At 67.2% G+C, this 21,420-nt stretch carries 17 protein-coding genes; 5 read left to right on the top strand and 12 right to left on the bottom strand.

Going from position 1 to position 21,420, the window contains the following annotated elements; translation table 11 throughout:
• The 8 genes from AC3FKH_RS15645 to AC3FKH_RS15610 form a co-directional block, all read right to left on the bottom strand.
• The coding region (locus AC3FKH_RS15645) for an ABC transporter ATP-binding protein (protein WP_488676775.1) at positions 1–606 on the bottom strand (606 nt) is incomplete at its 3' end.
• 139 nt (positions 607–745) lie between these two features.
• Positions 746–1,945, bottom strand: coding sequence for an ABC transporter substrate-binding protein (locus tag AC3FKH_RS15640; RefSeq protein WP_488676774.1), 1,200 nt, complete (start codon positions 1,943–1,945; stop codon positions 746–748).
• Positions 1,946–2,155: 210 nt separating this feature from the next.
• On the bottom strand, positions 2,156–3,142 hold the full coding sequence (locus tag AC3FKH_RS15635; RefSeq protein WP_488676773.1) for a Bug family tripartite tricarboxylate transporter substrate binding protein: 987 nt from the start codon (positions 3,140–3,142) through the stop codon (positions 2,156–2,158).
• A gap of 95 nt (positions 3,143–3,237) precedes the next feature.
• Positions 3,238–4,524: a phosphopyruvate hydratase gene (gene eno, locus AC3FKH_RS15630; RefSeq protein WP_488676772.1), complete on the bottom strand. Its 1,287-nt coding sequence runs from the start codon at positions 4,522–4,524 to the stop codon at positions 3,238–3,240.
• Positions 4,525–4,564: 40 nt separating this feature from the next.
• Positions 4,565–5,983, bottom strand: coding sequence for a pyruvate kinase (gene pyk, locus AC3FKH_RS15625; protein WP_488676771.1), 1,419 nt, complete (start codon positions 5,981–5,983; stop codon positions 4,565–4,567).
• Between the two features lie 13 nt (positions 5,984–5,996).
• Entirely contained in the window at positions 5,997–7,280 is a 1,284-nt protein-coding gene (locus AC3FKH_RS15620) for a glycerate kinase type-2 family protein (RefSeq protein ID WP_488676770.1), read from the bottom strand.
• A 1-nt stretch (position 7,281) separates the two neighbouring features.
• Positions 7,282–8,637, bottom strand: a complete 1,356-nt coding sequence (locus AC3FKH_RS15615; RefSeq protein WP_488676769.1) for a dicarboxylate/amino acid:cation symporter — start codon at positions 8,635–8,637, stop codon at positions 7,282–7,284.
• A gap of 127 nt (positions 8,638–8,764) precedes the next feature.
• Entirely contained in the window at positions 8,765–9,853 is a 1,089-nt protein-coding gene (locus tag AC3FKH_RS15610; RefSeq protein ID WP_488676768.1) for a tartrate dehydrogenase, read from the bottom strand.
• Positions 9,854–9,967: 114 nt separating this feature from the next.
• On the opposite strand from AC3FKH_RS15610, the gene AC3FKH_RS15605 reads away from it, so the two are divergent.
• A complete protein-coding gene (locus AC3FKH_RS15605) occupies positions 9,968–10,891 on the top strand; it encodes a LysR family transcriptional regulator (protein WP_488676767.1) in 924 nt (307 codons plus the stop codon).
• 65 nt (positions 10,892–10,956) lie between these two features.
• On the top strand, positions 10,957–11,145 hold the full coding sequence (locus AC3FKH_RS15600; protein ID WP_488676766.1) for a hypothetical protein: 189 nt from the start codon (positions 10,957–10,959) through the stop codon (positions 11,143–11,145).
• A 48-nt stretch (positions 11,146–11,193) separates the two neighbouring features.
• Here AC3FKH_RS15600 and AC3FKH_RS15595 read toward each other — a convergent pair whose 3' ends face one another.
• Positions 11,194–12,141 carry a pseudouridine-5'-phosphate glycosidase gene (locus tag AC3FKH_RS15595; protein WP_488676765.1) on the bottom strand — a complete coding sequence of 316 codons (948 nt, stop codon included), beginning with the start codon at positions 12,139–12,141 and terminating at the stop codon, positions 11,194–11,196.
• A gap of 205 nt (positions 12,142–12,346) precedes the next feature.
• Entirely contained in the window at positions 12,347–13,753 is a 1,407-nt protein-coding gene (fumC, locus tag AC3FKH_RS15590; RefSeq protein ID WP_483733250.1) for a class II fumarate hydratase, read from the bottom strand.
• Between the two features lie 123 nt (positions 13,754–13,876).
• Between fumC and AC3FKH_RS15585 the strand changes: the two genes are divergently transcribed.
• Positions 13,877–14,755 carry a LysR family transcriptional regulator gene (locus AC3FKH_RS15585; RefSeq protein WP_488676764.1) on the top strand — a complete coding sequence of 293 codons (879 nt, stop codon included), beginning with the start codon at positions 13,877–13,879 and terminating at the stop codon, positions 14,753–14,755.
• A gap of 63 nt (positions 14,756–14,818) precedes the next feature.
• On the opposite strand, the gene AC3FKH_RS15580 is transcribed toward AC3FKH_RS15585, so the two are convergent.
• Positions 14,819–15,169 carry a four-helix bundle copper-binding protein gene (locus tag AC3FKH_RS15580; protein WP_483712660.1) on the bottom strand — a complete coding sequence of 117 codons (351 nt, stop codon included), beginning with the start codon at positions 15,167–15,169 and terminating at the stop codon, positions 14,819–14,821.
• Between the two features lie 263 nt (positions 15,170–15,432).
• On the opposite strand from AC3FKH_RS15580, the gene AC3FKH_RS15575 reads away from it, so the two are divergent.
• Positions 15,433–15,819 carry a hypothetical protein gene (locus AC3FKH_RS15575; protein ID WP_488676763.1) on the top strand — a complete coding sequence of 129 codons (387 nt, stop codon included), beginning with the start codon at positions 15,433–15,435 and terminating at the stop codon, positions 15,817–15,819.
• Here AC3FKH_RS15575 and AC3FKH_RS15570 read toward each other — a convergent pair.
• Positions 15,813–17,804 carry a sensor domain-containing diguanylate cyclase gene (locus AC3FKH_RS15570; RefSeq protein WP_488676762.1) on the bottom strand — a complete coding sequence of 664 codons (1,992 nt, stop codon included), beginning with the start codon at positions 17,802–17,804 and terminating at the stop codon, positions 15,813–15,815. The genes AC3FKH_RS15575 and AC3FKH_RS15570 overlap by 7 nt on opposite strands.
• A gap of 304 nt (positions 17,805–18,108) precedes the next feature.
• Here AC3FKH_RS15570 and AC3FKH_RS15565 point away from each other — a divergent pair, with 304 nt between their 5' ends.
• On the top strand, positions 18,109–21,405 hold the full coding sequence (locus AC3FKH_RS15565; protein ID WP_488676761.1) for a bifunctional diguanylate cyclase/phosphodiesterase: 3,297 nt from the start codon (positions 18,109–18,111) through the stop codon (positions 21,403–21,405).
• Positions 21,406–21,420: the final 15 nt, after the last annotated feature.

Genomic DNA, 21,420 nt, shown 5'->3' with positions numbered 1-21,420 from the left:
AATCAGGATGGTGCGTCCTTCCGAGACCTTCTTGATCAGCTGCGTGACGCGATCCACGTCTTCGTGGCCCATGCCCTGCGTGGGCTCGTCGAGCAGCATCAGCTCGGGTTCCATCGCCAGCGTGGTGGCGATCTCCAGCGCGCGCTTGCGCCCGTACGGCAGGTTCACCGTGACCGTCTGCGCGAACTCGGTCAGGCCGACCTGCTCGAGCAGTTCCATGGCGCGGCCGTTGAGCACGTCGAGCGAACGCTCGCTGCGCCAGAACTGGAACGCGGTGCCCAGCTGGCGCTGCAGGCCGATGCGCACGTTCTCCATCACCGTCAGGTGCGGGAACACGGCCGAGATCTGGAACGAACGGATCACGCCGCGGCGCGCGATCTGCGCGGGCTTCTCGCGCGTGATATCGACGCCGTTGAAGACGATGGTGCCCTTGGTCGGCTCCAGGAACTTGGTGAGCAGGTTGAAGCAGGTGGTCTTGCCGGCGCCGTTCGGGCCGATCAAGGCGTGGATCGAGCCGCGGCGAACATTCAGGTCGACATCACTGACGGCAGTGAAGCCCTTGAATGATTTGGACAAGCGCTGCGTCTGCAGAATGAAATCCGGCATAACAGGTGAAAAGCCCATCTGGAGAGAAGAGGAAGCGTCTTCCGCACGCCCGCAGCAATGCGGCGGCCGTGGAAAGACGCCCGGAGACAACGACGTTGAAACGTGGCCAGCAGCGTGGCCACCTCAGTGCCAGAGTGCGTCAGCCCTTGAGCGGGCAGGCACTCTTTTCCAGTGGCTCGAAAGCCTTGTCCTTGGGGATGACCTTGCGGATCTTCAGCAAGTCCCATTCGCCCTTCGATTCGGACGGCTTCTTGGCTTCGGCCAGGTACATGTCATGCGCCATCAGCCCGTTTGCCAGGATGCGGCCGTCCCTGGCAAAGAAGTCGTTGACCGGCGTCGCGCGCATTTTGGCCATGACCTTGTCCGGGTCCGCGCTGCCGACCGCCTGTACCGCTTTCAGGTAGTGCGTCACCGCAGAGTACATGCCGGCCTGGACCATGGTCGGCATCATCTTGGTCTGCGCAAAGAACTTCTTGCCAAAGGCGCGGGTCTCGTCGTTGTAGTCCCAATAGAATGCCGTGGTGAACTGCAGTCCCTGCGCCGCCTTCAGACCCATGCCCTTCAGGTCGCTGTCGAAAATCAGCAGCGGTGCGACCACCTGCTTGCCGCCCCCGAGTCCGAACTCCGACGCCTGGCGCACCGCATTCTGGGTATCGCGTCCGGCATTCGCCAGGGCAATTACCTGCGCCTTCGACGCCTGCGCCTGCAGCAGGAAGGAGGCAAAATCCGATGCCGACAGCGGGTGGCGCACCTTGCCGACTACCTTCCCGCCCAACTGGTCCACCACGCTGACGGCATTCGCTTCAAGCGAATGTCCGAACGCATAGTCGGCGGTGATGAAGAACCAGTCTTTCTTGCCTTCTTCCAGGATGGCACGCGCCGTGCCGTTGGCCAGCGCATAGGTGTTGTAGACGTAGTGGATGCCGTAGGGCGAGCACTGCTTGCCCGTCAGCTCGGTGGTGGCGGAACCCGCGAAGATCGTGACCTTCTTCTTGCTCTCGCCAAGTTTCTGCAGCGCGAGGGCCGAGGCCGAGTCGGTGGACTCGATGATCATCTCGACGTTGTTCCGGTCATACCACTCCCGGGCGCGCGTGGAAGCGATATCGACCTTGTTCTGATAGTCGGCGCCCAGCACCTCGATGGGCCGGCCCAGCACCTTGCCGCCGAAGTCCTGGACCGCCATCTTGACGGCGGCGATACCGCCGGGACCACCGATGCCCGAGTAGACTCCGGACATGTCTACCAATGCGCCGATGCGGAATGGCTCCGCGGCGCTGGCCATCTGGCAAAGCGCGGTCAGTGCGGCAAGCGCGCCGAAGCGCAGTGCGGGTGCATTCATGGATGTCTCCAATCGTTCGTGATCGTGAAGGACGGCGTTATCTCGACAACATTTGAACCGTCCATACCCGCTTATCTGCAACTTCGGTGCCAGGCCTGCGATTCCCCTTTTTGCGATAAATATGCCCTGGAAGGTGTATTCCGCCTCACGCTGAGTACACATATGCCTTCGAACATGTAGTTGCTGAAGACACTCGGAGGCCGCTCGTCGCTACTCGATCGCCACCTTCCCTTCCTTCACCAGCTTCGCGAACTTGACCGTCTCATCATTGATGCGCTTTGCAAACTCATCAGCCGTGCCCACCATGGGCTCCGCACCCGCAGCCAGCATGCGCTGCTGAAAATCCTGCGATTTCACGATCTTCACGATCTCGGCACTGAGCCTTGAGACGATCGGCTTCTGCACTGCCGCCGGCGCCAGCACACCGAACCACGTGCCGATATCAAAGCCCTTCAGGCCAGATTCTTCGAGCGTCGGTACATCGGGCAGCACGCTGGAGCGCTTTGCCGTCGTCACCGCCAGCGCCTTGAGCTTGCCGGCCTTGATGTGCGGAAGCACCGTGGTCAGCGTATCGAACGACATCGTGACCTGCCCGCCCAGCAAATCCGTCGTCAACGGACCGCTGCCCTTGTAAGGCACATGCAGCAACGGCGCGCCCGTTGCCGCCTGGAACTGCGTGCCGATCAGGTGCTGCGCCGTGCCATTGCCGTTGGAACCATACGCAAACTCCGCCGGCGATTTCTTCGCCAGCGCGACCAGTTCCGCGACGTTCTTCGCCGGCGTCTTCGCGGCGTTGATGACGAGCACGTTCGGCACCATCGCCACCGTTGCCACCGGCGCCAGATCCTTCTGGAAGCTGTAGGGCAGCTTCTTGTAGACGCTTGTTGCGATGGTGTGGTGCACCGCGCCCATCAGCAGCGTGTAGCCGTCCGGCTTCGCCTTGGCGACGTAGTCCGCGCCTACCGTCGCGCCGGCGCCCGGCCGGTTCTCGACGATGACGGGCTGCCCGAGGTGCTTCGACAACTGGTCGCCGAGCGCGCGCGCCAGCACGTCGGTGGTGCCGCCGGACGGGAACGGTACCACCAGGCTGATCGGCCGCGCGGGCCATTCCTGCGATAGCGCGGCCGAAGAGGCGGCGAAGCCGACCGTCAGCACCGAGAGGCGAACGAGGTTCCGCAAAACAAGGGTAGTGCGCATTGGCTGTCTCCTGTTGTGATGGTTATGGTTTTGCTTTTTTGCTTTTTTGCTTTTTTGCTTTTGCTTCTGGGTAAGGCTGATTTAATGGATGGCGGTCAGGCCGGCACCGAAAGTGCCGCGCGCCCGGCGAACGTCGCCGCGCCTCCCCGCTCCGCCTCGATGACCAGGAGCCGGTTGTATTTGGCGACACGATCCGAGCGGCTCAGCGAACCGGTCTTGATCTGCGTGGCGGCCGTGCAGACGCTGAGGTCGGCGATGGTGGTGTCCTCTGTTTCGCCGGAGCGGTGCGAGATCACCGACGCATAGCCGGCCTTCTCGGCCAGGTCGATTGCATCCAGCGTTTCCGTGAGCGTGCCGATCTGGTTGGGCTTGATCAGGATGGCGTTGGCCGCGCCGCGCTCGATGCCTTCCTGCAGGATCGCCGTGTTGGTGACGAACAGGTCGTCGCCAACCAGTTGGACCTGCGTGCCGAGCTTGCCGGTCAGCTGCTTCCAGCCCATCCAGTCGCCTTCGGCCATGCCGTCCTCGATCGTGACGATGGGGTACTGGCGCGTCCATTTGGCGAGCAGGTTCACGAAATCGCCGGCGTCGTAGGCGCGGCCTTCGGAGCGCAGCTCGTAGAAGCCGTCGCGATAGAACTCGGAACTGGCCACGTCCAGGCCCAGCGCAATGTCGCGGCCGGGCCTGAAGCCGGCGCCTTCGATGGCGAGCATGATCACTTCCAGCGCCTGCTCGTTGCTGCTCAGGTCCGGCGCGAAGCCGCCTTCGTCGCCCACGGCGGTGGACAGGCCGCGCTGCTTCAGCACGGACTTGAGCGTATGGAAAACCTCGGCACCCCAGCGGACGGCCTCCGAGAAAGTCTCGGCACCCACCGGCAGGATCATGAATTCCTGCATGTCGACGCTGTTGTCCGCGTGCGCGCCGCCGTTGATGATGTTCATCATGGGCAGAGGCAGGCGCGTTGCGCGTTCGCTGTCGCCGATGCTGCGGTAAAGCGGCACGCCGGCGGATGCGGCGGCGGCGCGGGCGCTGGCCAGCGATACCGCCAGCAAGGCATTGGCGCCAAGGCGCGACTTGTCGGGCGTGCCGTCCAGCCGGATCAGGCATGCGTCCAGCTCGGCCTGGTTCCCGGCGGGCATGCCTGCCAGCGTGCGGCCGATATCGTCATTGATATGCCCGACTGCCTTGCGCACGCCCTTGCCGAAGTAGCGCGTGCGGTCGCCATCGCGCAGCTCGATCGCTTCACGCGAGCCGGTCGAGGCGCCGGACGGTGCCGCGGCGAAGCCAGTGGAACCGTCCGCAAGCAATACCTGGGCGGCAACGGTCGGATTGCCGCGCGAATCGAGGATCTCGTAGCCCCGCACTTCCTGGATCAGTGACATGTCTCTGCTCTGTCGAATCTTTGCTTATTGAACCTGTGCTTTATTGAACCTGTGCAATACGCAGCAGGTTGGTGGTCCCGGCGACCGTGAACGGCAGCCCCGCGGAAATAACGATCGACTCGCCGCGCTGCCCGAAGCGCTCCTGCAAGACGGTGCGGCTGGCAAGCTCCGTCATTTCGAGCACATCCACCACTTCGTGGCACAGCACGGCATGCACGCCCCACGCCAGCGCCAGGCGCCTGGCGGTGGCCACGCGCGGCGTCATGCCGAGGATCGGCACTTCGGGGCGCTCGCGCGCCATGCGCAGGGCCGAGTAGCCGGAGCTGGTGTAGGCCACCGTCGCCGGTACCTTGAGCAGGCCCGCAACATGGCGGATGGCGTAGCCGATCGCGTCGGCGGCCTCGGCGCGCGGCGGCGTATGCGATGCCTGGATGGCGTCGTGGTACAGCGGGTCCGATTCCGTGCGCGTGATGATGCTGTCCATCATGGTCACGGCTTCGACCGGGTAGCGGCCGGATGCCGACTCGGCCGACAGCATCACGGCGTCGGCGCCGTCATAGACCGCAGTCGCTACGTCCGACGCCTCCGCGCGGGTCGGCACCGGCGAGGCAATCATCGATTCGAGCATCTGCGTGGCCACGATCACGGGCTTGCCGGCCTTGCGGCAGGCCCGCACGATCTGCTTCTGCAACGACGGCACCAGCTCGGCGGGCATCTCCACGCCAAGATCGCCACGCGCGACCATCACGGCGTCCGCTTCGGCGACGATGGCCTCCAGGCTCTGTATCGCCGCCGGCTTCTCCAGCTTGGCGACGATTCCGGCCCGGCCCTGGACGATCTCCTTGATCTCCTGGATGTCCTCGGGCCGCTGCACGAACGACAGCGCGATCCAGTCGACGCCGAGCGTCAGGCCGAAGTCCAGGTCGCGCCGGTCTTTCTCGGTCATCGCCGACAGCGGCAGTACCACGCCGGGCACGTTCACGCCCTTGCGATCCGACAGTGCGCCACCGTTGATCACCGTGGTCTGCGCGAAGTCGGCACCGCACTGGTCCACGCGCAGGCGGATCTTGCCGTCGTCGAGCAGCAGCTCGGTGCCTTCGCGCAGCGCGGCGAAGATCTCAGGATGCGGCAGGCTGACACGGGATTGGGAACCGGGCGCGGTAGCGTCGAGATCAAGCCGGAACGGCGCCTGCCCGGCCAGTTGCACGGGGCCGCCGGCAAACGTGCCGATGCGCAGCTTGGGGCCTTGCAGGTCCAGCAGCACGCCGATGGGGCGGCCCCGCTCGCGCTCAATGGCGCGGATGCTGTCCAGGCGCTGCTGGTGGTCCTCATGGCTGCCGTGGCTGAAGTTGAGCCGGAACACATCGGCACCGGCTTCGAACAGCGCTTCGATCATCTCCGGGGTCGAGCTTGCCGGGCCCAGTGTTGCCACGATCTTGGCGTTGCGAAGGCGTCTCATGCTTTACTCCTGGTCAGCGCGCGATCAGGATCGCGCGGAAATCGTTCACATTGGTCAGGGTGGGTCCGGTGACGACGGCGTCGCCAAGGGCCTCGAAGAAGCCGTGGCCGTCGTTGGCGGCCAGTGCGTCCTGCGGGCGGATGCCAAGCTGCCACGCGCGCCGCAGCGTGTCGGGGGTGACGATGGCGCCGGCGATTTCTTCCTGGCCGTCCACGCCGTCGGTATCGCCCGCGAGGGCATAGACACCGGGCTGGCCGCGCAACGTGAGCGCCAGCGACAGCAGGTACTCGACGTTGCGTCCGCCACGCCCCTTGCCGCGCACCGTCACGGTAGTCTCGCCGCCCGAGAGCAGCACGCACGGGGCGGGGAACGGCTGGTCATGGTTCGCGACTTCCAGCGCGATGCCGCCCAGCACCTTGCCGACATCGCGCGCCTCGCCCTCGATGGCGTCGCCGAGCACGAACACGGGCAGGCCGGCGTTCCGCGCGACTTGCGCAGCCGCCTGAAGCGCCAGGCGCGGCGTGGCGATCAACGCGGTCTGCATGCGCGGCAAGCGCGGGTCGGCGGGCTTGATGGTCTCCGCCGCTTCGGAGGCCAGCGCGTCGAGCACATGGCGCGGCACGTCGATGCCATAGCGCCGGATGATGTCGATGGCGTCGTCACGCGTGGTGGGGTCGGGAACTGCCGGGCCCGAGGCGATATCGATCGGGTCGTCGCCTGGCACATCCGACAGCAGCAGGTTGCAGACGCGCGCCGGATGGCACGCTGCCGCAAGCCGCCCGCCCTTGATCGCGGAGAGGTGGCGCCGCACGCAATTCATCTCAGTGATCGTGGCGCCGCAGGCGAGCAGCGCGCGATTGATCGCCTGCTTGTCTTCCGGCGACACACCGGCCAGCGGCAACGGCAGCAACGCAGAACCACCACCCGACACGAGGCAGATCACGAGGTCGTCTTCGGTCAGGCCCGAAACCATTTCGAGCATGCGACGCGCCGCCTGGAATCCCGCCGCATCGGGCACCGGGTGCCCCGCTTCGACGATCTCGATGCGCTCGCACGGCACGGCATAGCCGTAGCGGGTCACCACCAGTCCTTCGACGGGCCACGGCCAGGCCGCCTCGAAGGCGCGGGCCATGGCCGCGGAGGCCTTGCCGGCGCCGATCACCAGCGTGCGGCCGCGCGGCCGTTCGGGCAGGTGGGCGGCGAGCGTCAGCGAAGGCTGCGCGGCGTCGATGGCGGCGCGGAACATGTTCTGGAGCAGCGAACGGGCCTGCAGGGCATCCATGGTCAGTCCCGTCATCTCAGTGCTGGAGTCCGGCGTGCGCATCGGCGATGCGGGTCACGCGGGTGCCGGCCGCTGCCGCTTCCGCTTGCTCGCCCATGACCTGCTCGTCACCGGCGATCTTGCCGTCCAGCGCATCCTGAAGCTGCTGCTGATCCACAGCGCCGACCCATCGTGCAATCGCGAGCGTGCCCACCGCATTGCCGATCGTGTTGGTGATGGCGCGCGCTTCCGACATGAAGCGGTCCACGCCAAGCAGCAGCACCATGCCGGCTACCGGGATCTTGCCGAGCGAGGCCAGCGTGGCCGCCAGCGTGATGAAGCCCGACCCGGTCACGCCCGCCGAACCCTTGGAGGTCAGGAGCAGCACCCCGAGCACGACCAGCTGGTCCATCAGCGTCAGCGGCGTATTGGTGGCCTGCGCGATGAAGATGGCGGCCATGGTGTAGTAGATGCACTGGCCATCAGGGTTGAAGGTCAGGCCGGACGGCACCACCAGGCCGACCACCGGCTTGGACACGCCCGCGTTTTCCAGCTTGCGCATGAGCTGCGGCACCACGGACTCCGAGGAACTCGTACCCAGTACCGTGAACAGCTCGTCGCGGATGTACCTGAGGAACTTCCACAGGCTGAATCCTGACACCCGTGCCACGCCGCCGAGCACGATCACGACGAACAGGAAGCAGGTGAGGTACATGGTGCCCATCAGCTTGCCCAGCGACACCACCGAGCCCAGGCCGTACTTGCCCACGGTGAAGGCCATGGCGCCGAACGCGGCGATGGGGGCGAGGCGCATGATCATCCCCACGATCGTGAAGATGCCGTGCGTGAAGGAATCCAGGAAATCGACCACCGGCTTGGCGCGCGTGCCGATATGCGACAGCGCAATGCCGAACAGCGTGGCGAACACCAGGATCTGCAGGATGTCGTTGCGGCCCAGTGCATCGATGACGCTCGACGGCACCAGGTTCATCAGGAACTCGATGAAGGTGTGCGGCTTTTCGGCGGCGTGCGTGTAGCTGGCGATGGCCTTGGCGTCGAGGTGCGAGGCATCGACATTCATGCCGGCGCCGGGCTGGACCAGGTTCACGACAATCAGGCCGAGTGCCAGCGCGAAGGTGGACAGCAGTTCGAAATAGAGCAGCGCGCGCACGCCCACGCGGCCCAGCTCCTTCATGTTTTCCATGCGGGCGATGCCCAGCACCACGGTCGCGAAGATGATCGGGGCGAACACCATCTTGATCAGCTTGATGAACACATCACCAAGCGGCTTCAGGCTGCTGCCGATATCGGGCGCCCACACGCCGAGCACGATGCCCGCGGTGACGCCGATCAATACCTGGACATACAGCTTTCCTAGTAGCCGTTGAATCATTGCTGTCTCCTGCTGGTTCTGCGGAATGCGCCCGCGGACGCCGCTCTTGGGGGCGGTGATGTGCGTCCGCGGGGCCAGGCGTGCCTGGCATGGCCCGGCGGGCGCCGGGCGGTGGCGGTGGTACGGCTCAGGCTGCCTTGGCCTGCCGGTTCGCAGCGAGGTAGTCGCAGACGGCCTTGGTCACGTCCACGGTGCGGGCCGTGCCGCCGAGGTCGCCGGTGTGCAGGGCGGGGTTCGCGGTAACGGCTTCGATGGCGGCCATCAGGCGCTGCGCGGCGGCTTGCTCGCCCAGGTGTTCAAGCAGCATCACCACCGACCAGAACGTGCCGACCGGATTGGCCAGCCCCTTGCCCATGATGTCGAAAGCGGAGCCATGGATCGGCTCGAACATGGACGGGTAGCGGCGTTCCGGGTCGATATTGCCGGTCGGGGCGATGCCAAGGCTGCCCGCGAGCGCGGCGGCCAGGTCGCTCAGGATGTCGGCGTGCAGGTTGGTCGCGACGATGGTGTCGAGCGTCTTCGGGCGGTTGACCATGCGCGCGGTGGCGGCATCGACGAGTTCCTTGTCCCACGTAACGTCCGGGAAATCCTTCGCGACCTGCACGGCCACCTCGTCCCACATCACCATGGCGTGGCGCTGCGCGTTGGACTTGGTAATGACCGTCAGCAGCTTGCGCGGGCGCGATTGCGCCAGCTTGAACGCGAAGCGCAGGATGCGTTCGACGCCGACGCGGGTCATCATCGATACGTCGGTCGCCGCTTCGATCGGATGGCCCTGGTGGACGCGGCCGCCCACGCCCGAGTATTCGCCTTCGGAGTTCTCGCGCACGATGACCCAGTCGAGGTCCTCCGGCGCGCAGCGCTTGAGCGGGCCGTCGATGCCGGGCAGGATGCGCGTGGGGCGCACGTTGGCGTACTGGTCGAAGCCCTGGCAGATCTTGAGGCGCAGGCCCCACAGCGTGATGTGGTCGGGAATCTGGTTGTCGCCGGCCGAGCCGAACAGGATCGCATCCTTGTCGCGCAGCGCGTCCAGGCCGTCCGCCGGCATCATCACGCCGTGCCGGCGGTAGTAGTCGCCGCCCCAGTCGAAGTCCTCGAACGCGAAGCGGAAGCCGGCGCCTGCGGCGGCCAGTGCTTCCATGACTTCGCGCCCGGCGGGCACCACTTCCTTGCCAATGCCGTCGCCCGGAATCGTTGCGATCTTGTACGTCTTCATCCTTCGTCTCCTGTCGGGATCACCGCTGAATTGCGTGAGGGGATTCTGGCCGGTAGACGAGGTTTTGGATCGGGGCTAGAGTTAAACCATTATTAACCTGAGGTTAACAGCGATATGGCCACCACGAGCGGTATCCAGCCGTCGGAACTGGGCTTCTTCGCCGCGGTGGCGACGGCCGGCAGCCTGAGCGCCGCAGCGCGCGACCTGGGCATCACCACGGCGGCGGTCAGCAAGCGGCTGGCGCAGATGGAGTCGCGCATCGGCATGCCGCTGGTGACGCGGACCACGCGGCGCATGAGCCTGACGCCGGAAGGCGAGGTGTTCCTGGAGCATGCGCGGCGGATCCTGGGCGAGATCGACGACTTGCAGCAGTTGCTGACCAGTGCGAAGGGACGGCCCAGTGGGCTGCTGCGTGTCAATGCCACGCTCGGCTTCGGCCGCATGCACGTGGCGCCGGTGATCTCGGAATACAGCCGCAAGTACCCGGACGTCGACGTGCAGCTGCAGCTCTCGGCCGACCCGCCGCCGCTGACCGAAGATGCGTTCGATGTCTGCGTGCGCTTTGGCGAGCCGCCCGATGCACGCATTGTTGCCAAACTGCTGGCGCCCAACCGCCGCCTGCTGTGCGCGTCACCGAAGTACCTGCGCGAGCGTGGCGTGCCGCAGACGCCGTCGGACCTGCTGCGCCATAACTGCATCGGCATCCGCCAGGGCAGCGACGCCTATGGCGTATGGCGCCTGACGCCGGTGAAGGGCGGCAAAGGGCGCACGGAGTCGATCCATGTACGCGGCAACGTCACCACGAACGATGGCGAGATCGCCGTGCACTGGGCGCTGGAAGGCCACGGCATCGTCATGCGCGCGGAATGGGATATCGAGCGCTACCTGCGCAGTGGCCGGCTGGTGCAGGTACTACCGCAGTATGCGACGCCGGAGGCGAATATCTATGCCGTGTACCAGCAGCGCCACCAGTTGTCGTCGCGCATCCGGCTTTTCGTCGAGTTCCTGGCGCTGAAATTCAGCGCGTTCGGCAAGTAGACCAGACGGCCGGCTTTGCCCCGCGGGCTGGCGCACTGCGTACAATGCGGGGCTCGACTCCTGGGATGATGTCCGTGAAGAAAACCGATCTCGAAAAGAACAAGGGCCTGAAGATCAACAACAACATGAAGCAGGCAGGCGCCAATCGCGCCGGCGCGTTGCCGAAAACCAAGGGCCAGCAAAACGCCGGCAAGACCGGCCTGCTTGGCAAGCTGCTGGGCAAGGCGTTGCCGCCGGAGAAGGCCGAGGACTGAAGTGCAGGCTTCGGCTCTCGCGCGTCGATGTGCCGCGCCGGGCCGACCCTAGGCTGGCCCGGCGCCGTGCGCGGCCCGGGTCAGTGCCAGCGCGAGCCTGGCGCCGACTTCGGCGTTGTGTTTCACCAGCGCGATATTGGTCGCCAGGCTGCGACCGCCTGTGAGCGCCTTGATGCGCGCCAGCAGGAATGGCGTCACCGCCTTGCCGGTGATGCCTTGCATCCGGGCTTCATCGAGCGCCTGCTGCGTCAGGGCATCGATGTCCGCTGACGGCATTGCCGCCGACTCCGGCACTGGCGTGCTCAGCAGCACGCCGCCCGCGAGGCCCAGATCCCATTTGGTGCGGATGAAGCGCGCCTGTTCGGCGGGATCATCCAGCCTGTAATCCGCAAGAAAGCCGCTGTCGCGCGTGTAGAACGCCGCGAAATTCTCTTGCTCGCAACTGAGCACCGGCACGCCATGGGTTTCAAGATATTCGAGCGTGAGCCCGATATCGAGGATTGACTTGGCGCCGGCGCACACCACCGCCACGGAAGTCTGCGCCAGTTCCTGCAGATCGGCGGAGATATCAAAGGTCTCTTGCGCGCCGCGGTGTACACCGCCAATGCCGCCAGTCACGAAGACTTCGATGCCGGCCAGGGCCGCGCAGATCATCGTGCCGGCCACCGTGGTCGCGCCGAGATCGCCGCTGGCGAGCACGGCTGGCAGGTCGCGGCGGCTTACTTTGTGTGCCTGGCCCGAGCCGCCAAGCCGTTCGAGTTCATCGTCTGAGAGGCCGATGCGGATGCGCCCGTCGATCACGGCGATGGTCGCGGGCTCGGCGCCGAGGTCGCGGATCACGCCCTCCACCTCGCGTGCCGTTCGCACGTTTTCCGGGTAGGGCATGCCGTGCGCGATGATGGTCGATTCCAGTGCGACCAAAGGGCGGCCGGCGGCGCGTGCTGCGGCTACGGGCGAGCTGAAGGTCAGCCAGGATTGGGCGAGGGTGGAATCCATGCTGGTGTGCTCCGTGGTCGATCGCCGACGCTATCAGCGGGCGAGCCGCCGCGCAAGGCGGTACACCGCCATGTCATGACAGCGCGCGCAATTGGGATGAGGTCTGCCGCCATTTCGGGCCTGGCCTCGCACCAGTAGAGGCAGCGTGCTGCAACACGCTGATGGCGGACGGGACATCGCCCACGCAATGTCCCGTCTTGCAGCCCTACACCTCCCTGGTCATCCCCTTCAAATCAATCCACTCGGCAAACTGTTCCTCCGTCACATGACCCGACGCGATCGCCGCCTCGCGTAATGACAGATTGCGCTTGACCGCCAGCTTCGCGATCTCGGCGGCCTTGTCATACCCAATATGCGGATTGAGCGCAGTCACCGGCATCAGCGACCGCTCAAGCAGTTCGGCAATGCGCTCCCGGTCCGCTTCCACGCCTTCGACCATATGTTCGGCGAAGCTCGACGCCGCATCGGCCAGCAGCGTCACTGACTGCAGCAGGCTGTAGACGATCACCGGCTTGTAAGCATTCAATTCAAGCGTTCCCAGCGCATTGGCCAGCGTGACGGTGGTGTGATTGCCGATCACGCGGCAGCACACCATCGCCAGCGCCTCGGCCTGCGTCGGATTGACCTTGCCCGGCATGATCGACGAGCCCGGCTCGTTGGCCGGCAGTTGCAACTCGGCAAACCCCGCGCGCGGACCTGAGCCGAGCAGCATGAAATCGCGCGCGATCTTCAGGAACGAGGATGCGGTGGTGTTGAGCGCGCCGGACAGGTCCGCAAGCGCATCGTGCGCGGCCTGCAGGGCATAGCGGTTTGGTGCCGGCTCGAACGGCAGGCCGGTGTAGTCGGCCAGCGCGCGCGCGAATGCGGCAGCGAAGCCCGGTGGCGCGTTCAGGCCGGTGCCGACCGCCGTGCCGCCCTGCGCGACGGGCATCGCGCGCAGCATGGCCTGCTGCAGCCGCGACTGCGCGTCGGCCACCTGCGTCATGTAGCCGGAGAATTCCTGGCCGAGCGTCAGCGGCACGGCATCCTGCAAGTGCGTGCGGCCCACCTTGACGATGTCGGCGAACGCATCCACCTTGCGCGCGAAGGTCTGCTGCAGCAGCTCCAACGCAGGTAGCAGCTTCTGCTGGATCGCGCGCGTGGCGGCGATATGCATGGCCGTCGGGAAGCTGTCGTTGGACGACTGGCTCGCGTTGACGTGGTCGTTCGGGTGTACCGGCTTCTTGCTGCCCACCTGGCCGCCGAGCAGCTGGATGGCGCGGTTGGAGATGACCTCGTTCAGGTTCATATTGGTCTGGGTACCCGAACCGGTCTGCCAGACCGACAGCGGGAATTCATCGGGCCAGCGGCCTTCGATCACTTCGCCGGCGGCCTGTTCGATGGCGCCGGCCAGTTCCTGCGGCAGTACGTCCAGCTCGCGGTTGGCGCGCGCGGCGCACAGCTTCAGGATGGCGAACGCTTCGATCAGCGCCGGCGGCATCTTTTCATTGCCGATGCGGAAATTCTGGCGCGAGCGTTCGGTCTGCGCGCCCCACAGGTGATCGGCGGGTACCGGCACATCGCCGAGACTGTCCTTTTCGATGCGGGTGGCGGAGGAAGACGGTGCGGACATTGACAAGCTCCTGGCAACGGGGAGAGAGGGAGACCGGCCGTGGCGCGGCATGGGCGCCCATGGCCGTCCTTTAGAATAGTGCTTCATTGTGTCCGGCAGCCTCGCCAATCCCCTGCCACCAGCATGCTTATCGCCCAGCTCAAGTCCTTTTTCATGGTGGCACGCATTGGCAGCGTGACCCAGGCCGCCAAACGCCTGGGCTTGTCGCAGCCGACCATCACGGCGCAGATACGTGCACTGGAAGAGGCCTATGGCGTCGAGCTCTTCCATCGCGGCGGCCGGCGCCTGGCGCTGTCCGATGCGGGGCTCGCGCTGCTGCCCCGGGTCGAGACGCTGGTCCAGCAGGAAACCGAGATCGACTTCTTCCTGCGCCATTCGGGCGACCTGCGCACCGGCAGCCTGCGCATCGGCGCCACCGCGCCGTATTACGTGCTCGACCTGATCCGGCGCTTCAGCGCGCGCTACCCGGCCATCGACGTCACGGTCGAGATGGGCAATTCGCAGGAAGTGCTCAACGCCTTGCAGGAGTACCGCGTGGATATCGCCATGTCGTCCCATTGCGTGGATGACCCGCGCCTGTCGCGCCTCTTGCTGGGGGTGGATCCGCTCGTGCTGGTGGTGCATCGCACCCATCCGCTGGCGGGACAGGCCGAGGTGACGCCCGCCATGCTGGCGGGATGCCGGCTGCTGATGCGCGAAGCGGGATCGACCACGCGCATTGCCACCGAGCAGATGCTCGCGCAGGCCAATGTTTCGCGCGCATCACAAATGGAAATCGGCAGCCGCGAATCGATCCGCGAGGCCGTGATACGCAACCTCGGTGTCTCGGTGATCGCGCTGCATGAAGTGCCCAGCCATCCGGACCTGCACGTGCTGCGCTTTACCGGCGGCGCGCCGCAGCTGCACGAGTACCTGTACTGCTTGCGGGAGCGTCGCGATGCCCGGCTGATCGAGGCCTTTGTCGCGCTGGCGGTGCCAGCCGGTCCGCAGGCGCCAGCGTAGGCCGCCACCGTGGAGTGACGTGGCCGGCACCGCCCGAGGCGCCGGCCCGTGATGCGTCGTCGGCTAGGCCGTCATCTTCAGGCAGGCTTCCATGCACGCCGCGCACGCGCGCGCGCACTCCTGGCAGTGTTCGGCATCGTGGCGCTCGCATTCCTCCTTGCACCACTTGCAGACTTCGGCACAGTCCTCGCAGACCAGCGGGGCGAATTCGCTGTTGCGCAGCATGTACGACGCAGCAAGCTGCGCAATGCCGGCACAGTCCATGTCCAGCGCGATGCAGCGCGCCATCTTGCGCACGTCAGGCTCTTCCAGGCACGCCGCGGCGCACTTGAGCGCGGCGGCGGCACAGGCATTGCAGGCGGCAATGCAGTCGGCGTAGCGGCGGGCGTTTTCCTGCACGGTGGGTCGGATCATGTGAGCGTCCTCCTTTGGGGGTCGGTGACGGCAACAGGCAGAAACCCGCGGTGACTGAAACGGCAGTCGCGGGCAACCGTTATCCACAATAGCAGGCGCCGAGGCGTCCTGCCGGGGCGGGTTTGCTGCACAGCAGTGATCTACAATGCCGCCTTCGCCGCACGCCCGATCGCAGCAATGGCCATGGCAGCGGCACCAGCCGCCCCAAGCCATGCTCTAATCGGAAACACGGCATTCACATGTGGCAGGAAAGGAAGGACATCATGGGCGAGGCAAAACGACGGGGTACCCCCGAGCAGCGGGCGGAAGAGGCGCGTGCGAAGAAAGAGGCCTTGCGCCCGGCGCAACTGGTCTGCGGCCATTGCAAGACAGCATTCCAGGAATTCGACGAGCTGGACGTGCCCGGCCTGCCCGGCATCGACGCCGTCTTTGGCGGGCAGTGCCCGTCCTGCGGCAACGATGTGGTGGTCTTCAAGGGCGAGTCCAACGCCGTGGCCGAGGCCATGATCGCGTGGCAGAAGATGCTCGGCGCCGACGCGCAGCTGGGCTACCAGTCCAGCGACGGCCGCCATGTGTCGTACGAGCCTGGCAGCGACGGCGGCGAAGAGCCCGGTAGCGCGGGTGGCACCCCGCGCGGCACGGTTCACTGAGCGCTGTCGACGGTCACCAGTTCCGGCGGGCCGATCTCGTACCGGCCCCGTCCGGCGCTCTTGGCGCGGTACAGCAGCACGTCAGCCAGGCGCAGCAGCTCGCTGTCCTGTATCGGGCCGCCGTCGTACAACGCCACGCCGATGCTGACGTCGACATCGGCGAACATGCCCTCGAACTCAAAGCGCTGCCCTACCGCGCACAGGATGGCGGTGGCCACGCTGCGGGCCGCGGCCGCGCTGCCGACGCATTCGAGGATGACCGCGAATTCGTCGCCGCCGACGCGCGCCACCGCGTCCTGCTTGCGCACGCAGCCCAGCACGCGCTTGGCAAAAGCCTGCAGCAGCAGGTCGCCCGCCGCATGCCCGTGGATGTCGTTGACGGCCTTGAAGCGGTCCATGTCCAGGTACAGCAACGCCATCATCCCGCCGGTTTCGCGGCAGTCCGCCATGGCGTGCTGCAGCCGGCTTTCGAACGCGCTGCGGTTCAATAGCTGGGTCAGGTGGTCGGTGCTGGAAATATGCGACAGGCGCAGGGTTTCCAGCTTGCGCGGCGTGATGTCCTGCACGTGGATATGCACGCCGACCACTTCGCTGCCATCCGCGCTCCATTCGGGGCGGTAGCTGGTTTCCATGCAGTGGTATTCGGGATCGCTGTCTTCGGACTCGAAGGTCACCACGGCACCCGCCAGCGCGCGCTGCAGGAACGGCTGGGCCCTGGCATAGCGCGTTTCGCCCAGCACTTCGCGCACGGTCTTGCCGCGCAGTTCGTCCAGCGTCATGCCGAAGGTGTGTTCATAGGCGATGTTGTTGAACACATAGCGCTCCTCCGTATCGACAAAGGCCAGCAGCGACGGCAGCGTGTCGGTCACGGCACGCAGGCGCCGCTCGCTGCGGTCCAGTTCGTGGCGGCGGTCGCGCACGTCGCGCATCAGGCGGGTGAACGCGCGCGCCAGGTCGCCGATCTCGTCGCGATGCTGCCGCTCGGGCAGGCGTTCGAAGGCGGACAGGTCGGAGGTGCTGTCCCGGACCACCTCATGCAGCCGCGTCAGCGGCGCCAGCAGGTAGCGCACGGCCAGCCAGATGGACGCGGCCGCCAGCAGCAACGCCAGCCCCGCCAGCATCAGCAGGCGCTCCTGCATGCGGTGCAGCGGCGTGTAGGCCTCGCGCGCCGGGAGCAGCGCCACGAGTTCCCAGCCCGTGGTCGACATCAGGTAGCGCGAGACCACCGGGCGCGTGGGCGTCAGGAATTCGAACAGCGCGGCACGGTCCTCCTGGCCGCAGGTATCGCCAATGGCGCGGGCGGGCTGGCGCGCCTGCGCCGGATCGGGATGCTGCACGTAGACCGGGCGGCTGCCTGCCGACACCAGGCAGTAGAAGCCCGTGGTCCCGAGCCGGTTGTGCAGGACTTCCGCGAGAAAGTTGGAGCTCGACAGGTCGAGCCACCCAGCCACCAGGCCGATAAACTGCCCTTGCGCCGACAGGACCGGCACCGCCACGATCACGCCGAGGCGGTCGTTGGTGCGCGCCCGGATCGGCGGGCTGACCACCGGCGCGCGCGTGCGTGCCGCTTCGCGGAAATAGCCGCGGTCGCCGACTTCGGCGAGCATGCCGCCGTCGCCCAGCGCGGTGCCGCGCGCGTCGGCCACCATCAGGCCGTTGAACGCGCCGGGAACGGGAATGGCGCGCCGGACCTGCGCCAGTGCCTGGATCAGCGCGGCGTGCGACTGCGCGCCGCGCGCCGTGGCGAGCAGGCCGCCAAGCTGCCCGGCCTGCTGCTTCAGCAGCATGATGCGGTCTTGCATGGCGGTGTCGAGCTGGTCGGCGGACAGCTTGACGATCGAGTCCTGCTCGTCCTGGAGCACGTCATGCAGGTCGCGGTGCACCGCGTACAGCGAAGTGAGCACGATGCCCGTACCGAACACCGCGGCCAAAACCGTGGTGATCAACGCGATACGCGCTTTCAGCGTGGGCAAGAAGACGGGCATGCGGGGGCGATGTTCGGAATTCGGCTGGCCGCGGGCCGTGTCCGCGCAGGCGGGGGCGCGGTGGAACGCAAGCGGCACAACCCTACCATACCCGGCGGCGTCACGGCAGGTGGGCAACGTGTGTGGGGTGACATTGACCACCTGCCCGGTTTGCCGGCGGTCGGGCTGTCCCGTTGGGAGAGCGGGGACGGTGCGGTGCGGTGCGGTGCGGGACTGTGCGCGTGCGACGTGCCAAGGTATAGTGCCGCGATGCCTGCAAGGGCGCGGGCGTATGCCGCGCGGCAACCCACGAATCCCGTCCGCCATGAAACTGCGTTTGCCCTCGTCCGCCGTGCCCGTGTTGCTCGCGCTGCTGGTTGCCGCGGGCGGCACGCTGCTGACGGCGGCGGCCTGGCGGCAGGCGGCGCAACCCGAGCAGCGCCTGGCGCAGCAGCGCTTCGACGCGCTGCTGGCCGATGCCACGGTCGCGCTGCGCGCGCGGCTGCAGGAGAACGACCAGTTGCTGCATGGCGTGGCGGCGCTGATGACGGCCCACCCGGCCACGTCGCGCGCCCAGTGGCGCAACTACCTGTACGCGGCGCAGTTCGACGAGCTGCCGCCCGGCACCCAATCCGTCGGCTATGCCCCGGTGGTCCCGCGCGATGGCACGGCCCGCCTGGCCGCCGCCGCGCGCCGCGACGGCCTGCCCGATTTCAGCATTACGCCGCCGGGGTTGCGCGATCTCTACGTGCCCGTCTTCTATATCGAGCCGCTGGCCGGGCGCAACGCCCGGATGCTCGGCTTCGACCTGCTGTCCGACCCGCCGCGCCGCGCCGCGCTGGAGGCCGCCCGCGACAGCGGCGAGCCGCGCGCGACCGGCGGGCTGGAGCTGCAGCGCGAGGCCGAGTCGCCGACGCACCAGCTTGGCGCGCTGGTGGCCCTGCCGGTGTATGGCGGCGGCGAGGCGTTCAGCAATGCCGAGGATCGGCGCGCCGCAGTCATCGGCTATGTCTATACGTCGCTGCGGCTGGGCGACCTGATGCGCAGCGTGACGGGACGCGCCGCGAGCGAGCTGGTGCTGGCACTCCATGAAGGCCCGGTCAGCGCGCGCGGCCGGCTCTTGTCCGGCGATCTCACCGACGGCGAGCGCCGTGACGACGGGCACCTTCCCATGCTCGCCGCCGAACGCCAGTTCGACTACGGCGGGCGGACCTGGACCTTGCGCGCGGCGTCGCGCCCGGCATTCGAAGCGGCCCAGGGCACCGACCGCGCCCGCATGGTGGCTGCCGCCGGGGCGCTGGCCACGCTGCTGGTGACGCTGCTGACCTTTGCGCTGGCACGCCAGCGCCAGGCCGCCCGGCAGGACGCCATGGCGGCCGACAATCGCCGCGAGGCCGACCACGCCATGCTGCAGGCCTGCATGGCGCTTGCCGCGGATGGCTTCCTGGTGACCGATGCCGAGGGCAGGGTAACCAGCGCGAGCGCGCGCGCGGCACAGCTCTTCGGCGCCAGTGCCGAGGAATTGCAGGGCCGCGCGCTGGCCAGGCTGGTGCCCGGGGTGGCCGGGGTTGCCGGCATTGCAATGGCATCGGTCGCGCGGTCCGGACCGGCGTCGGCCCAGCGCGAGCTGGAGGGCGTACGCGCGGATGGCAGCCGCTTCCCGCTGCGGGCCGGCATGGCGCGACTGCCGGGCAACAGTGCCGGCGAGTCCGCCCGCTCGCTCTGGATCCTGACCGACCTGGACGAGTTGTGGCAGGCGCGCCAGCAGGCTGCCGTGCAGGCCGGCCGCTATGCGAGCCTGGCCGACCACGCGCCCATGTCCGTCATCACCTTCGATGAAGACGGGTGCATCACCGGCATCAACCGCGCGGGCCGGCACATGCTCTGGTATCCCGACCCGGGGATGGCCGTCGGCATGCGCTACGCCGACCTGCATGTGGCCGATGAACTGGCCGAACGTGCGCGCGAGCTGACGCGCGAACTCGGCGAAGCCGTCGCACCGGGGCTGCCCGCGCTGGTGGCGAAGGCCCGCCTGGGGCTGTTCGACGAGCGCGAATGGACGTGGGTGCGCAAGGGCGGCTCGCGCCTGCCGGTGCAGGTGACGTTGTGCACGTTGCCGGCCGAAGACGGCCAGCCGCGCGCGTACCAGGCCATTGCCTGCGACCTGACCGAACGCCACCGCGTGGACGAGTACATCCGCCACCTGGCGATGCATGACGCGCTGACCGGCCTGCCCAACCGCGTCGGGCTGACCGAGCGCTGCGAAGTGCTGCTGCTGCACGCGCGGCGCCACGGCGAGCGCGTGGGCCTGCTGCTGCTCGATCTCGATCATTTCAAGCACATCAACGACTCGCTGGGCCATCCGGTCGGCGACGACGTGCTGCGTACCATTGCCGACCGCCTCAAGGCTGCCGTACGCCACGGCGACCTGGTCGCGCGCATGGGCGGCGACGAGTTCGCCGTGGTGCTGAGCGGGCTGCGCCAGGACAGCGAAGCCGAGCTGGCCGCCTCGAAGATCCTGGCGCGGGTGTCCGAAGCGCTCGATATCGACGGCCAGCGGCTGCGCGTGACGCCGTCGCTGGGCATCGCGATGTTCCCGACCGACGGCGAATCGCTGACCGACCTGCTCAAGTCGGCCGATGCCGCCCTGTACGCCGCCAAGCAGGGCGGCCGCGCGCAGCAGCGCCGCTTTGCCAGCGAGATGGGCGAAGCGGCCCTTGCACGCCTCACCATCGAGGGGCTGCTGCGCCGGGCGCTCGACGAGCACGAGTTCAACCTGCGCTACCAGCCCATCGTCGATACCACCACGCTGGCCGTGACCGGCGTGGAAGCGCTGATCGCCTGGCAGACGCCGGAGCGCGGCACGATGTCGCCGGCCGAGTTCATCCCCATCGCCGAGCAATGCGGCCTGATCGGCGCGCTTGGCGAATGGACGCTGGCCACGGCCTGCCGCGACATCCAGGCGCTGCGCGTGGCGCTGGGCCGCGATATGGAGGTGGCCGTGAACATCTCGCCGCTGCAGTTGCGCCAGGCCGGGTTTCCCGACGTGGTCGCGCGCTGCCTGCAGCAGACCGGACTGCCGCCGGCGAGCCTCGCCATCGAGGTGACCGAGGGGATCCTGGTCGACGGCGCCGAGACCACCATCGACACCTTCCACCGGCTGCGCGAGCTGGGCGTGCAGATCTCGATCGACGATTTCGGCACCGGCTATTCGGGCCTGCACTACCTGACGCGGCTGCCGATCAACCGGCTCAAGATCGACAAATCCTTCGTCGACGACGTCGCCACCCCGGGGCATGACCAGGTCGTGGCGGCGGCGATCATCGCGCTCGGCCACCAGCTGCACCTCAAGGTCGTGGCCGAGGGCGTGGAAACCATGGCGCAGTTCGGATTCCTGCGCGAGCGCGGCTGCGATGCCCTGCAGGGTTACCTGTTCTGCCGCGCGGTCGGACTCGAGACGCTGCGCGAGGTGCTCGACAGCGGCTTCGAACGCATGATGCCCGCCGATGCCTGGCGCGAAGTGGACGCGGAAGCCGACGCCGAAGCCGGCCCTGAATCCGGCCCTGAATCCGCCGAACCCGGCACCGAACCCAAAAACCAGCCGATAGCCCCATCGGAATAGTTTGCCGTTCTGCCA

It is taken from the genome of Cupriavidus sp. 21MJTG02-4 (assembly GCF_057798975.1).
The sequence above is the reverse complement of the archived record's forward strand: the minus strand, read 5'-3'. Positions and strand labels throughout refer to the sequence as shown.